Origin of the sequence: Halobaculum marinum (assembly GCF_029338555.1) — an archaeon.
In the GTDB taxonomy this organism is placed as follows: domain Archaea; phylum Halobacteriota; class Halobacteria; order Halobacteriales; family Haloferacaceae; genus Halobaculum; species Halobaculum marinum.
On record NZ_CP119989.1, the window covers coordinates 1,367,438 to 1,381,119 of the forward strand.

The 13,682-nt window shown below is 69.4% G+C and carries 10 protein-coding genes; 4 read left to right on the forward strand and 6 right to left on the reverse strand.

The window, feature by feature from the left end:
• Positions 1-81: 81 nt before the first annotated feature.
• The 3 genes from P0R32_RS07100 to malA all read right to left on the reverse strand — a co-directional run bounded on the left by P0R32_RS07100 (position 82) and on the right by malA (position 7,331).
• Complete coding sequence (locus P0R32_RS07100) at positions 82-552, reverse strand: NUDIX hydrolase (protein ID WP_276239256.1); 471 nt, start codon at positions 550-552, stop codon at positions 82-84.
• Positions 553-675: 123 nt separating this feature from the next.
• Positions 676-5,232, reverse strand: coding sequence for a DUF7997 domain-containing protein (locus tag P0R32_RS07105; RefSeq protein WP_276239257.1), 4,557 nt, complete (start codon positions 5,230-5,232; stop codon positions 676-678).
• A 119-nt stretch (positions 5,233-5,351) separates the two neighbouring features.
• Positions 5,352-7,331: an alpha-amylase MalA gene (gene malA, locus P0R32_RS07110; protein ID WP_276239258.1), complete on the reverse strand. Its 1,980-nt coding sequence runs from the start codon at positions 7,329-7,331 to the stop codon at positions 5,352-5,354.
• Between the two features lie 93 nt (positions 7,332-7,424).
• Between malA and P0R32_RS07115 the strand changes: the two genes are divergently transcribed.
• Positions 7,425-7,871, forward strand: coding sequence for a DUF7510 family protein (locus tag P0R32_RS07115; RefSeq protein ID WP_276239259.1), 447 nt, complete (start codon positions 7,425-7,427; stop codon positions 7,869-7,871).
• 27 nt (positions 7,872-7,898) lie between these two features.
• Here the strand turns inward: P0R32_RS07115 and P0R32_RS07120 are convergent, their stop codons facing one another.
• Positions 7,899-8,963, reverse strand: a complete 1,065-nt coding sequence (locus P0R32_RS07120; protein ID WP_349770209.1) for a glycosyltransferase family 4 protein — start codon at positions 8,961-8,963, stop codon at positions 7,899-7,901.
• A 164-nt stretch (positions 8,964-9,127) separates the two neighbouring features.
• Between P0R32_RS07120 and malQ the strand changes: the two genes are divergently transcribed.
• The 3 genes from malQ to P0R32_RS07135 all read left to right on the forward strand — a co-directional run bounded on the left by malQ (position 9,128) and on the right by P0R32_RS07135 (position 12,197).
• Positions 9,128-10,621, forward strand: a complete 1,494-nt coding sequence (gene malQ / locus P0R32_RS07125) for a 4-alpha-glucanotransferase (protein ID WP_276239260.1) — start codon at positions 9,128-9,130, stop codon at positions 10,619-10,621.
• A 119-nt stretch (positions 10,622-10,740) separates the two neighbouring features.
• Positions 10,741-11,349 (forward strand): flagellin, encoded by a 609-nt coding sequence (locus P0R32_RS07130; RefSeq protein WP_276239261.1) that lies wholly within the window; start codon positions 10,741-10,743, stop codon positions 11,347-11,349.
• Between the two features lie 110 nt (positions 11,350-11,459).
• A complete protein-coding gene (locus P0R32_RS07135) occupies positions 11,460-12,197 on the forward strand; it encodes a fumarylacetoacetate hydrolase family protein (protein ID WP_276239262.1) in 738 nt (245 codons plus the stop codon).
• Positions 12,198-12,289: 92 nt separating this feature from the next.
• On the opposite strand, the gene tpiA is transcribed toward P0R32_RS07135, so the two are convergent.
• Complete coding sequence (tpiA, locus tag P0R32_RS07140) at positions 12,290-12,949, reverse strand: triose-phosphate isomerase (protein ID WP_276239263.1); 660 nt, start codon at positions 12,947-12,949, stop codon at positions 12,290-12,292.
• Between the two features lie 91 nt (positions 12,950-13,040).
• Positions 13,041-13,568, reverse strand: a complete 528-nt coding sequence (locus P0R32_RS07145; RefSeq protein WP_276239264.1) for a multiprotein bridging factor aMBF1 — start codon at positions 13,566-13,568, stop codon at positions 13,041-13,043.
• Positions 13,569-13,682 lie beyond the last annotated feature (114 nt).

Below are 13,682 nucleotides of genomic sequence, written 5' to 3' on the forward strand. Positions count from 1 at the left end.
GTTCGCTCGAATTACACATAAATCCGTTCGCCACTGGACCGACCGACCGACGACGGAAGTTCGGTGCGTCGACAGGCGCGGTCAGTCGGCCGCCTGCGGCGGTCCGCCGAGGGCCGACCGCGCGGGGAGGTGACCGACGTAGTCGTCGAGGTCGAGCGCGAAACCACGCTCGCGCGCCTCGTCGAGGCCGATCCACGAGAACGAGAACTCGCTCCCGTGTTCGGCGCCGCCGTCGCGCACGACGTGGACCCACTCGTCGCGCGGTTCGTGGACCTCGGCGTGGTAGAAGTGCCGAACGTACGCCTTCGGCGGCGACTCCCGTCTGGTCCACACGTCCGTCGCCAGTTTCTCGACGCTCGACAGCGTCGCCAGTCCGCTCTCCTCGCGAATCTCCCGGAACACCGCCGTCCGCGGGCGCTCGCCCGGTTCGATAGTCCCCTTCGGGATCTGGAGCCCCTCGTGACCGGGGCCCTCGAACACCAGTAGTTCCGAGCCGCCGCGAGTGATGTACGCGCACGCCTTCCCGACGTACGTCGTCTCCGGCTCGTGCATACCCACACTAACCTCGGTTCCGATATTAAAGGTGACCCTGATGGTATCTTCACACATCCCCAATAGAATTAGGAGATACTAGGACGGTCGTCGCGACCGGCGGCGGATTCGCGGTCGATCCGGTCAGACCGTAAATCGCGTGACGGTCGTGGCGGCCCGTTCGAAGTCCGCGTCGCCGGCGGCGGCGACGGTGATGTCGTTCTCGCCGTAGCCGATGTCAAGGGTGACCTCGTACTCGCCGTCCTCCGGGGTGATGATCGCCGAGTCGACCGGCGTCGTCACGGCGACGCGCTCGCCGGTCGTCTTGCCGGCGACGACGACGGTGTTGCCCTGGAAACTCGTGTCGACGCGCAGCGCGGGTTTCTCGTCGCTGTCGTGGAGGCGCCGTTCGAGGAAGCGCTCGCGGACGAACGTGGGCGTCTCGACGGGTTCGCCGGCGTCGATGCCGTGCGCGAGACGGACGTACTGGGCCATCGACCACGCCAGCGGCGTCGCGCTCCCGGTCCCCTCACCGTACTCCCAGTCGTACTCGGTGCGGTAGTCGCGGTCCCACACCTGTTCTGCGATCATCCGCCCGGAGTTGGCGAACTGCTGCATGGTCTGCAGCAGCGCCGTCGGGTCGAGCAGGTCCTCGCGGTCGGTCTCCTCGGGGTCGGCCAGCAGTTCGTACTCGCCGCGCTCGCCCGTGAGGAGCGGCCACAGACGGCCCTTCCCGTGGTTCTCGACGGACCACGGGGCGCCGACGTCTCCCTCGTCGCGCTCGCCGTAGCCGTCGCCGTTGTAGCGGTAGAACGCGGCGCCGGCGGGTAAGTCGACGCGGATGGTGTCGTCGACCTCCTGGACGGAGTTGCGGATCGTCTCGTCGTCCCACGGCTTGATCCCCAGTCTGACCAAGTCGAGGAAGCCGGCGTCGATGATGTCGCGCTCGTCGAGGCGCGGGCCGTTGTTCGCGAGCGTCCGCAGGTGGCCCGCGTCGGGGTCGCCGTCCCGGGTCACCCGCACGTAGTACGGCGTGTGGGTGTGCCGGTCCGTCCCTGTCTCCGTCGCGGTCCACGTCTCCACCTCGTCGGCCCAGCGGTCCGCCAGCGCCAGCCACACGAGCGCGTCGGCGTCGTGGCCGTGCTCCACCGCGAGTTTGCCGGCGCACGCGAGGCCGGCGATTTCGGCGGCGATGGACGACGGCGAGTAGCCCGACTCCTCCTCCCAGCGCTCTTGGGCGCTGAAGGGGCCGTTGCGGGCGACGTAGTCCGCCGACCGACGGACGTTCTCGTACTCGTAGAGGGTGTCCTCGAACGCGACGCCGTCCTCCCAGAGGTGGTACGCCATCACCGCGGGGAACGAGATGTTGTCCATCTGCTCGCCGCCCCAGCGGGTGATTCCGTTGAGGTAGGTGTTCTGCGGGATGAAGCCGTCCTCGTCCTGCTGGTACTCGTAGATGTACTCCAGTTGGTCGATGGCCGTCTCGATGTCGCCGGTCAACTCGGCGGCCGTGAACACCTGGTAGAGGTCACGCGCCCACACGAAGTTGTAGCCGTACCCCTTCTGCTCGCCAGCGTGGACCGCCTCGCCCCACGGCACCGACGGCGAGGCGACGGAGGCGCCGCGGTACGTCTTGTCCTCGACGGCCCGCAGCGTCATCAGCGCCGTGCGGTACTGGTTCGCCAGGTCGGCGTCACCGGCGACCGAGTCTGGCAGGGGCTTCTTCCCGAGGAACGTCTGCCAGGTGTCGCGGTACGCCTCGCGGACGGTCTCGTACCCGCGTGCGAGCGCGCCCACCGCCTCACCGAGCGCCGCCGAGGCGTCCGCCTGGCGGGCGAACCCGAGCGCGAGCGTCTCGCTGGTGCGCCGGCCCGAGCCGAGTCGGCCGACGAGCACGACGTTGTCGTCGTCGATGGACGAGCGCGTCGTCGGCACCTCGCCCTCGGCGAACAGCGTCGCCAGGTCGTCGCTGCCGGCGGCCGCGACGGTCGCCCAGTCGAAGCGGTCGCTCGTCGCCATCGCGACCGCGACCGAGTAGCCGTTGCCGTCCTCGTCGACGAGCATCGCGTCGCCGGACTCGCCGGTGTAGGCGCCGGCGTCGCGGGCGACGAGGTGGTGGCTCCCCGGCTTCCCCAGGCGGAGGCCGCGGTCGCGCGTGCCCGTGTTCGTGAGCGCGGTGTCGGCGACCGCGAACACGTCGTACTCCTTGCGGTCGTCGGCGCGGAAGTCGATGTCCGCCACGACCGCGTCGTGGGTCGGGTCGACGGCGTACTCGACGCGCAGCGTCCACTCGTGGCCGCGGCCGTCGCCCGTCTCTGTGATCTCGTGGGCGAACAACAGCGCGTCGTCCTCGGTCGGGACGACCCGCCGCTCGACGGTGTCGTCGCCCGGCCGGGGCCCCTCGACGTGGGTCCGGACGGTGTAGTCGGCGTCCGCCTCCGAGACGATGAAGTCCAGCGTCCGCAGGTTCATCAGGTCGACGCGGGGGAACCGCACCTCGGTGAGCGCCCCCTCCGTGAGGGTGAACCACACCCGGGAGGCGTCCAGCGAACCGTGGTCTGCGGCGGTGCCGACGCCGAACTTCTCGCCGGTCGTCCACCGGGGTCGGTCGGTCGGCGCTGTCGGCGTCGCCGCGGCGCTCGGGAGCGCGTCGTACGCCGCCAGCGTCGCGGTGGTGCGCAGGCGGAAGCAGTGGGCGTACCCCAGCGGCGTCGCGCTGTCGGGCGTGCCGTCGTCGTACCACTGCTCGGGGAGGTAGCCGGTCCGCGTCGTCAGCGGGCCGTCGTCCTCGATGAGCGCGTACAGCTCCGCGGCGCGGTCGAACATCCAGCCGGCGGTCTGCTCGCGGCCACGCTCGGACAGCAACGCCCCGAGCGTCGCCGCCCCGGACGCGCCCATCGCGGTCGTGAGCGTCCACACCTTCTCGTCGTCTTGGCCCTCCGTGCGCCAGTCGTCGCCCTCGTAGCGGATCAACCCCTCGACGGACGACTCCTCGGACCGGCGGTACAGCCCGTCCAACGAGGCGCGGACGTGGTCTGCGACCCGGTCGATGTCCGTCTCGGTGACGTGGAGGCCGTCCACGGCGTCGACGGCGGCCAGCGCGTCCACGAGCGCGAACGTCGACGAGTCCAGTCGGTCGTCGAGGTCGTCGCCGGTCAGGCGCATCCCGTAGGTGCGCGAGTCGGCGTCCCACAGCGCGTCGAGCGCGTCGAACGTCTCCTCGGCACCGGCGCGTCCCCGGGTCCGCAGGTCGTCGCTCACCGGCGCGCGCGCGACGGCGGCGTACGCCTCGACGAACGTGGCGGCGGTGTGGGTGAACCGCCCGGCCAGGTCCTCCCAGAGGTTCTGACACCGCTCGGGGAGGCCGTCGTCGCCACGGGCCTCGTCGAGCGCGTCGACGCCGGCGGCGACGCTCTCGCGGATCCGGCGCTCGTCTGCGGTCGACAGCCCCTCGCCGTGTTCGCGCAGGAACGTCGCGAGGAAGTTGACGGTGAGGGCGGTCTGGTCGGCCTGGTACTCCGCGGAGTCGTCGCGTCCCTCGACGCGGGCGTTCGCCCACCCCGGGGCCAGCGAGCCGTCGGCGGCCCACACGCGGTGGGGCCACGAGCCGTCGGCCTGCTGGGCCTCACAGTAGAAGCGAGCGCTGCGCGCGAGGTCCGCGGGGTCGACCCCGAGGTCGAGCGCCTCGCTCGACTCCATGAGGTGCTGGGACACCCGTGCGTCGTCGCGGAACCACGTGTAGCCGTAGCCGCCGGAGTTGCGGAAGAACGGGTCGAACTCCGGTCCAGCGATTCGTGCGCCGCTGGGCGCTTCGAGGAGGTCGAGCGCTCGCATGTCCGAGCGCACCGTCTGCCGTCGCGGCGTGTCGTCGGGGACCGACAGCCCGGTTCGTTCCCGTGCGACCGTCCGGAGTTCGTCCGCGCCGGCGTGTTCGATGGCGCAGTCGCGCAGTCGCGACAGCGCGCCCTCGCGGTCGTCGTCGTCGGTCAGCATCGTGACGAGCGTCGTGCGCAGGCCCCGACCGGCGCGCTCCAGCGGCGCGGTGACGACCACGTCGCCGCTGAGGTGGGTGTCCTCGTAGCGGTTGATCGCCCCCTCCCGCGGGAGCGCGACGGGGTCTGGGTCCAGCAGTTCCTCGAACCGCTCTGGGATCTGCGCGCGCACGTCCTCCAGCCCCGTCGAGGCGGTGACGTAGTCGTGTTCCGTGCGGTGGAACACCTCGACCGCGTCGCCGTCGACCGGGCCTGCTCCCTCGTGGATCAGCCGCCCCACACGCGTCTCTTGCCCCTCCGGCGCGAGCGTGAGGAAGGCGACGAGGTGTGCCTTCGGTGGGATCGACCCACGCAACTCGACGTGGGTGAGGTGCTCGCGCCCCAGCGTCAGGTCGTACTGGTGGATGGTGAACTCGCCGGCGTCGTACTCCGTCTCGACGAGGGCCGTCTCGCGGTAGTAGTGTTGTCGGACGGTCTGGAGGTCGTCGAACCAGTACGTTCGCTCGTCGGTCTCGATGCCGAACCGAGACCTGTCGACGCCGGATAGCCCCGACAGCGAGGAGGAGAAGTCCCGGATGCTCCCAGTCGGCGCGACGTGCACCAGCCGCTCGCCCCGTCCGGAGAACGCTCCGTGGACAGTGCTGGCGGTGCCCGTCGCGCCGTGGCCGCGGTCGCGCTTGTAGTCGTTGAGTGCCGTTCGAAGCCGCATTCACCCGTGCAACTACTCCCGTGGTTAAAGACTCCGCGGTACGTGAGCAGTTCGCATCCGTCGTCGCGGGGGGCGGGGTCACCCCCGAGCGGGAGTCGGCGCGACGACGGTCGCCCGGATCAGTCCTGTACCGGGAGGACGACCACGTCGTCGACCGTCACCGAGCCGTCGTCGTCGACCACGTCGTCGCCCGTGACGAGGTCCGTGTCGCCGAGCGCCGCGTCGACCGTGACCGCCGCGGGACCGGACGCGAAGTTGAGGACGACGACGACCGCCTCGCCGTCGGCGGCCTCGCGGCGGTAGGCGACCACCGAGTCGGCGTTGCCCGCCGCCACCTCGTAGTCGACGCGCTCCAGCGCCGCGCGGTGCTGGAGCGCCGGGTGGTCGTCGCGGAGCGCGAGCAGGCGGCGGTAGTGCGACCGGAGGTCCTCGCGGGCGCTCTCGTAGTCGAGTTGGTCGCGGCGACCGAGTTGCCCCAGTTCCTGGCCGGCGTACACCATCGGCGCGCCGGGGAGCGTCGCCAGCGCGCCCGCGGAGGCGAACGCCGCGGGTTCGCCGTAGGAGGCGAGGTAGCGCGTCTCGTCGTGGTTCTCGTGGTACAGCATGAACGACGCGTGGTCGGGGAACCCGATCTGCCGCCGCTGGTCGATGGCGTCCAGCACCGCCTCGGCAGGTTCGTTGCCCGCGCCGACCTCCCGCAGCGTGAACGCCGTCGTCGAGTCGAAGTGCATGTCGAACAGCCCCGCCTGGAAGTCCGGGATGTACGGGATGGTCTCGTCGAGCAGGAAGAACTCCGAGTCCATCGCCTTCACGCGGTCGTGCACCTCCGTCCAGAAGCCGTTGGGGACGGCCCACGCCATGTCACAGCGGAAGCCGTCGACCATCGGCGCCCACTCGTCGACGGCGTCGAGCAGGTGCCGACGAACCTCCAGCGACGTGAAGTCGAAGTTGGCGATCAGCTCCCAGTCGAAGTACGTGCCCGGTTCACCGTTCGCTTGCCACTCGTACCAGTCGTAGTACTCGCTGTCGGGGTTGTGGTACGCGTCCTCGAAGAACGGGTGGTCGCGTGCGGAGTGGTTGCACACGAGGTCGAACAGGACGTTCATGTCCCGCTCGTGGGCCGCGTCGATGAGTTTCTGGTACTCCTCGCGCCCGCCCAGATCCGCCGCGATTTCGAAGAAGTCGACGATGTTGTAGCCGTGTGGGGCGCCGTCGTGCTGGAGGACCGGCGTCAGCCACAGCGTGTCGATCCCCAGTTCCTGCAGGTCGTCGAGGCGCTCCCGGATCGCCTCGAACGGCTCGCGGTCGTGCTCGGGGTCGGCGAACGTGCGCACGTACACCTCGTAGATGGTCGCGTCGACCGCCCACTCCGGCGGGTCGTACGGCCGGTCGACGGCGAGGCCGTCGGTCGCGCTCTCGGCGAGCACCTCCCCGCCGTCGGTGAGCGTCTCGCGACGGATGTCGACGCTGTCGGTGACACCGTACGCCTCGTCGCTCACCGCGACGGCGTAGATGCGCGCCCGCTCGGGCAGGCGGTCGCGGGCGACGGTGAGCGTCCGGTCGTCGACGCGCACGTCGGCCTCCCGCAGGTCGTCGCGGTCGTCGAGGATGAACTCCACGTCGGTGTCTGCCTCGTCGGGGTCGACCGACGCGCGGACGTGGACCTCGTCGCTGTCGACGTCGACAGAGAGGTGGACGCGCGGTCGCTCGACGCCGTCGCGCCCGCCGATGCCACCGCGGGCAGAGCCACTGGCGCCGCCAGACTGGCCGACGGCACCCCCGGAGCCAGACAGGCCGCTCCCGGAAGCGCCACTCGCGCCGGAGACGCCGCCGAGGCCGCCAGCCTGTGCAGTCTCAGCGGCGAACGCGCGGACGGTCAGGTCGTAGCTGTGACCGCCGCCGTCGATGCGGAGGCGGTAGCGACCGGCCACGTCGGGGGTGAACCACTGGACGGCTTCGTCCTCGTCGACGGTGGCCTCGGAGTCGGTCGGCGCATCGACGACGCGCCACTCGTAGTCGACGCTCGGGTCCGGATCGCGAGGGGCGAGTTCGACGGACTCACCCACCGCACACACACGGGGCTGTCCTGGATGTTCCATGGGGCATGGCTTGTTCGGCGACGGTTTCGCTCTTTCGCCCGAAACAGTACTCCGCGGGGAACCCCTAAGTGGGCGCCGAGGAATGACGTGGGTATGGAGGGGACCCCCGACGACACGCCCGCGACCGACGCCGACGACGCCCCGGACGAGGACCGTCCCGTCTCGGTTGAGATCGACATCGCGGACGGACGCACCGTGATCACCGTCACGGGCGACCGCGACGCGGCGGTCGTCGTCGAGTCGGCCTCGGGCGAGCGCATCTACCTCCCGCCGGAGGACTTCCGCCGGCCACCGGACTCGGCTGGTCGCCAAGACGCCTACGGCACCGGTCCGTCGACCGCGGACAGCCCCTACCAGTCGGTGTCCGACAGTCCGTACCAGTCGGTCACCTCGGACAGCCCGTACCAGTCGCCGGGCGAGTCCGACAGTCCGTACCAGCGCGGGGGGCCCGCCCCCGACCGGGTCGGACTGGAGCCGACCGCAGACGGGTTCCGCATCGTCCACCCCGAACCGGTCACCGACTTCCGACTGCTCCGGTGACGCCACCGGGCGCGCAGCGCCCCTTCCTCACGCCTCGTCTCGCTTCTCCGCGAGGATCCGGTCGTAGAACGCGACGTGCTCGTCTGCGACTTCGTCCCACGTGCGCACGTCGTACTCGATCGGTGAGTCCAACGAGAGCGCGTGCTCGATGCCGGCGGCGATGGCCTCGGAGTTCGGCTCCACCTCGATGAGGCAGTCGTCGGGGAGGACCTCTGCGGCGCCGCTGGGGCCGGCGACGACGCGCGTCCCGACCGACAGCGCCTCGACGATGGTGATGCCGAACGGCTCCGCGAGCGACGGCGAGACGAACAGGTCGGCGCTCGCGTAGTAGTCGCCCAACTCCTCCTCGGGGAGGTAGCCGACGAACTCCACACGGTCTTCGATGTCGAGCAGTTCCACGAACCGCTTCAGTTGGTCGGTGAGGTGGCCAGTGCCACCGATGACGAGCGTCACGTCGCGCCGGAGTTTCGGGAGCGCGTACAAGAGGTACGACAGCCCCTTCTGGTCGGTGTGGCGACCGACGAAGAACAGCATCTCTCCGTCGATGTCCAACTCCGCCTTCACGTCGCGCCCGGTCGGCTCGACCGACGAGAAGCCGTTGTAGATGACCTCCGCGTCGCGGCCGTACTCGTGGCTGATCTTCCCCGCGGTGAACTCGCTGACCGCCAGCAGGTGGTCCGATCGGTTGACGACCCGCTGTTCGGTGCGTTTCTCGCGCTCGGGTGGGTCGGCGTTGCGGTCAGAGGACAGCGAGTGGAACGTCGTGACCCACTCGACGTCGTGGCTGGCCTGCGCGCGCGACCCGGGGTTGTAGCCGAACCAGTCGTTCGTGTGGACGATGTCGGCGTCGGCCGCGCGGTCGACGAACGCCCCCGACAGCCGACCGATCCGGGTGATGATGTCGCCCTCGCCCGTCGGGACGCCGTGGATGTTTTCGCGGCCCTCGGGCGCGTACTCCGCCGGCAGCACCAACTCCACCTCGACGCCGTCGCGCTGCTCGAGGCGCTCGAACAGTTCGCCCACCGCCGTGTCCAGGCCCCCGGTCACGTTCGGTGGGAACCCCCACCCCAACATCAGCACGGTGTACGTCATTGTGTCGCGTATCGCGGGTGCGGTACTTAGTCCCCGGGCGTCGCCACATCCCCGTCTATCGCGTCGTCTGACCGCACACACGGGGCCGCTGTTCGCGTCGTCGCCGGGCGCTGCGCCCCCAACAGACCCGGCACTTCATACGCCCCGGGCACCATGCCCCCACAATGCGATTCGACCGACGAAGCGGCGTCCTGCTCCACCCGACCGCGCTGCCGGGTCCCCACGGCATCGGCGACCTCGGCGCGGGCGCCCGCTCGTTCCTCGACTTCCTCGACCGGGCCGACCAGTCCGTCTGGCAGGTGTGTCCCCTGGGCCCGACCGCTGGTATCCACGGCCACTCGCCGTACCAGACGTTCTCCGGGTTCGCGGGCAACCCCCTGCTCGTGGACCTCGCGGAGTTGGCCGACCGGGGCTACCTCACCGACGACGAACTCAGTGGTGACGAGGCCGGCTTCTCGCCTCACGAGGTGAACTACGACGCCGTCGAGTCGTTCAAACTCGACCGCCTTCGGACCGCGTTCGACCGGTTCCGCAACGAGGGCGCCCCCGACGAACACGCCGCGTTCGCCGACTACCGCGAGCGCGAAGCCGACTGGCTCGCCGACTACACGCTGTTTCGCGCGCTGAAAGCCGAGTTCGGCGGCGAGTTGTGGACGGAGTGGCCCGAACCGGCGCGGACGCGCGACCCAGAGACGCTCGCGGCCTACCGTGAGGACCTCGCCGACGAGGTCGGATTCCGCGCGTTCTGCCAGTGGACGTTCGACCGCCAGTGGGCCGACCTCCGCGCGTACGCACAGGAGCGCGGGATCGGGATCCTCGGCGATCTGCCGATCTACGTCGCGCTCGACTCCGCCGACGTGTGGGCCGCCCCCGAAGCGTTCGATCTCACCGACGAGAACCGTCCGGCGACCGTCGCGGGTGTCCCGCCGAACCAGGGCGACGGCGGCCAGCGCTGGGGGAATCCGGTGTACGACTGGGAGCGCCTCGCCGAGACGGACTACGCGTGGTGGCTCGACCGCCTCCGCCGCTTGTTCGAGATGGTCGACTACGCCCGCCTCGACCACTTCAAGGGGTTCGACGAGTTCTGGGCCATCCCCGCCGACAGCGACGACCCCGCGACTGGCGAGTGGCGCGAGGGCCCCAGGCACGACTTCTTCGAGGCCGTGCGCGCCGAGTTCGGTGACCTCCCGTTCGTCGCGGAGGATCTCGGATTCCTCGACCCGGACAGCGCCTCCCTGCGCGAGGCGTTCGACCTTCCTGGGATGCGCGTCCCCCAGTACGCAGACTGGTGCCAGCAGGGACACCTCTACCAGCCGATGCACTACCCGGAGGACTCGGTGGGGTACACCTCCACGCACGACAGCGACACCGTCGTCGGCTACTACGAGTCGCTCGGGGCCGAACAGCGCGATTGCCTCCACTACAACCTCGGCACCGACGGGAGCGAAATCGAGTGGGACGTGATCGAGGCGGTGTGGAACTCCGACGCCACGCTCGCGGTGACGACGATGCAGGACCTCCTCGGCCTCGACAGCCACGCCCGCTTCAACACGCCGGGCACCGCCGAAGGGAACTGGCGGTGGCGCGTCACCGGTGCGGGCCTCGACGACGCCGTCGCCGACCGACTCTCCCGGGTGACCGACGCCACCGTCCGCTGACGAGCACCGGGCGGCCGCCTCCGATTTTCAGCGTTGATACTTGGCGGCTGAGATATATGTAGGGGAGCGGCCTCCGGGAGAGTAACTGTCGGCCCAGCGTGGGCGGAGACAGGCAAACCATGTTCGAATTCATCACGGACGAGGAAGAACGCGGGCAAGTGGGAATCGGGACACTCATCGTGTTCATCGCGATGGTGCTCGTGGCGGCGATCGCCGCGGGCGTCCTGATCAACACCGCCGGCTTCCTCCAGAGCAAGTCGCAGGAGACGGGTCAACAGTCGAGCAAGCAGGTCAGTAACCGGCTCCAGGAGGTCGTCACGACTGGCTCGGTGAACCAGACCGACAACACGATCAAGCAGGTGAACGTAACCGTGACGCAGGCACCGGGTGCGGGAGAGATCGACCTCTCGAACGCGACGATCAACTGGATCGGACCGGAGGGAACCGAGACGCTAACCCACACCAGTTCCAGTGAGACCGGGTGGGAGTTCACCACGACGGCTGTGAAGAACACCGACAGCTCGGACACGGTCCTCAACGACGCAGACGACCGCTTCAATATCGAGTTCGCGCTTAGGGACAACGGATTCGGCGACACGAACGCACCGAGTAACCTCGCGGAGGGATCGGAGGTCACGATCAAGATCAACACGATGTCCGGCGCGACCACGAGCATCCGCTTCACTGTCCCCGAGTCGCTCGGGCAGAAGAGCGCCGTCGAACTGTAAGGTCGACGCGAGCAGTCGTCGACTTCTCTCCATTTTTCGACCGACGAGCGACTGCGTCGGCACCGCTGGCGGACACAACGACTAAGCCGAATCCACCCGACCCGCTGGCAATGCGCTACGCTCGTATCCGAGACCCAGCTGGAACCGTCCGCACTGGCACCTACGACGACGGCGTCGTCACCGCCGCCGGCGAGGCGTTCGACACCACCCGCGACGACGTCGACCTGCTCGCGCCGTGTGAGCCTTCGAAGATCGTCTGTGTCGGCCGCAACTACGCCGACCACGCCGAGGAACTCGGCAACGAGGTGCCGGACCGACCGTTGCTGTTCTTGAAGCCGCCGAACTGCGTCGCCGACCCCGGATCGACGGTCACGCTGCCGGCGGGGAAGGAGCAGGTCGACCACGAGGCCGAGATCGCGTTCGTGATCGGCGAGCAGGCGCGCAACGTCGCCGCCGAGGACGCCATGGACTACGTCGCCGGCTTCACCTGTCTCGACGACGTGTCGAACCGGGACGACCAGAACAAGGAACAAAACTGGGTGCGCGGGAAGGCGTTCGACGGCTCGGCGCCCATCGGGCCCTGCATCGCCGACCCCGAACACGTGCCAGCGGACGCGTCCGTCGAACTCCGACTGAACGGCGAGACGAAGCAGTCCTCCTCGCGCGACTACTTCATGTTCGCCATCCCGGAACTCGTCGAAGAGATCACGACGTACATGACACTCGAACCGGGCGACGTCGTCGCCACGGGAACGCCCGCTGGTGTCGGCCCCCTCTCGGACGGCGACCACGTCGAGGTTGAGGTCGAGGGCGTCGGCGTGCTCGAACACGAGGTCCGGCAGGACTGAGTCGCGCGGCGGCGTCGCGCGACGCGGCACCGTTGGAACGCAGACAGTCCCGCGACCGATTCGAACGCCGGATGGCGGCTTACGACGAAGCGTTACAGTCCCGAGACCAGGTCCCGCAGCACCGCCTCGGGGTCGTCGGCCTTCGCGACGCCAGAGGCGAGGAGCACGCCCGTCGCGCCCAACTCGCCCGCGGCGGCGACGTCCTCACCGGTCGAGACGCCGGCACCGCAGAACAGGTCGACGTCGGCGTCGACCGCCTCGACCGCGGCGACGGAGTCCTCCACGATGGCGGGGTCCGCAGACGCGACCGAGACGTCGCCGCCGATGAGTTCCGGCGGTTCGACCGCGACGGCGTCTGGGCCGAGCGCCGCCGCGGCGCCCGACTGCGCCGGGTTGTTCGCGCACACGCACGTCTCCAGGCCTGCGCGCTCGGCGGCGGCCAGGGAGGCGTCGATGTCGGCCAGTTTCAGGCGGTTCTCGGAGTGGTTGATCAGCGTGCCGGTCGCACCCGCGTCGGCGACGGCCTCCGCGAGCGTCGACCCGGTGTGGCTCCCGTGCTCGACGGGGGAGACGTGCTGGGCCCACGTCTCGACGCCGGTGTCGGCGACCGCCGAGAGGTGGGCGGCCTGCGGAGCGACCGCGATGCGCGCGCCGGTGTCGTCGGCGACGCTCGCGCAGGCCGCCGCAATCTCGACGGGGTCACACGGGTACGCCTTCAGGTTGACGAGGATCAGGGTGTCGGAGTCGCTCACGGGCGGGTAATCGGGTCGGTCGACGAAAAGGCGCTTCGGTCGCGACAGCGGTTGCGGCTCGTCGTCCACTCGGGGGCGCCGCGCTGCGGCGTCAGTTGTCGTTGCGCTTGACCACGTCGCCGAGGGTCATCTTCCCGGAGGAGGAGCCCTCCCAGTCGGCGTCGTCGACGGACTCGCCTTCAACCAGCGAGATGCCGAGTTTGCGCTCCAGTTTCTGCTGGACGTCGTCGGAGGGCAAGATGTCGCCGCGTTCCAGTTTGCGGATGACGGAGGCCTTCTCGTTGATGTCCTTCGCGAGGTCTTCCTGACTCATGCCGGTCGACTCACGCGCCTGTCGGATCCGCGCGTCGTAGTCGGCGGCGACCGTCTCCATGTCGTCGAACATGTCGCGCCGCCGCCGCGTCGACGACGACGAGGACGACGAACTCGACGAGCTAGACGACGAGGACGACGAAGACGAAGAGGAGGTGGAGTACTTCGTCGAGGCGGAGGAACTGCTCTCGGTGCGGACTTCGGTGCCGAAGTCCGAGCAGTCGCCGCAGAGCTCCAGCTCTGCGCCCTCGACTTTCGTGGTGGTGAGCGACGCCTTCTCCGCGCCGCACATCTCACACTGGGGCATACCTTGGAGTAGCGCGTTGCGCGGTATAAATCGTGTGCCACGGTCGGGGGTTTCCTCCCCGTATTATATACTCCGAATATCGATCATTGGTTCTGCACGTATGTTATCAGAATC

Coding starts and splice junctions, on each gene's coding strand:
- P0R32_RS07100 (WP_276239256.1), bottom strand. CDS start 552: ATGCACGAGCCGGAGACGACGTACGTCGGGAAGGCGTGCGCGTACATC.
- P0R32_RS07120 (WP_349770209.1), bottom strand. CDS start 8,963: ATGACGTACACCGTGCTGATGTTGGGGTGGGGGTTCCCACCGAACGTG.
- P0R32_RS07115 (WP_276239259.1), top strand. CDS start 7,425: ATGGAGGGGACCCCCGACGACACGCCCGCGACCGACGCCGACGACGCC.
- malQ (WP_276239260.1), top strand. CDS start 9,128: ATGCGATTCGACCGACGAAGCGGCGTCCTGCTCCACCCGACCGCGCTG.
- P0R32_RS07145 (WP_276239264.1), bottom strand. CDS start 13,568: ATGCCCCAGTGTGAGATGTGCGGCGCGGAGAAGGCGTCGCTCACCACC.
- P0R32_RS07135 (WP_276239262.1), top strand. CDS start 11,460: ATGCGCTACGCTCGTATCCGAGACCCAGCTGGAACCGTCCGCACTGGC.
- P0R32_RS07105 (WP_276239257.1), bottom strand. CDS start 5,232: ATGCGGCTTCGAACGGCACTCAACGACTACAAGCGCGACCGCGGCCAC.
- malA (WP_276239258.1), bottom strand. CDS start 7,331: ATGGAACATCCAGGACAGCCCCGTGTGTGTGCGGTGGGTGAGTCCGTC.
- P0R32_RS07130 (WP_276239261.1), top strand. CDS start 10,741: ATGTTCGAATTCATCACGGACGAGGAAGAACGCGGGCAAGTGGGAATC.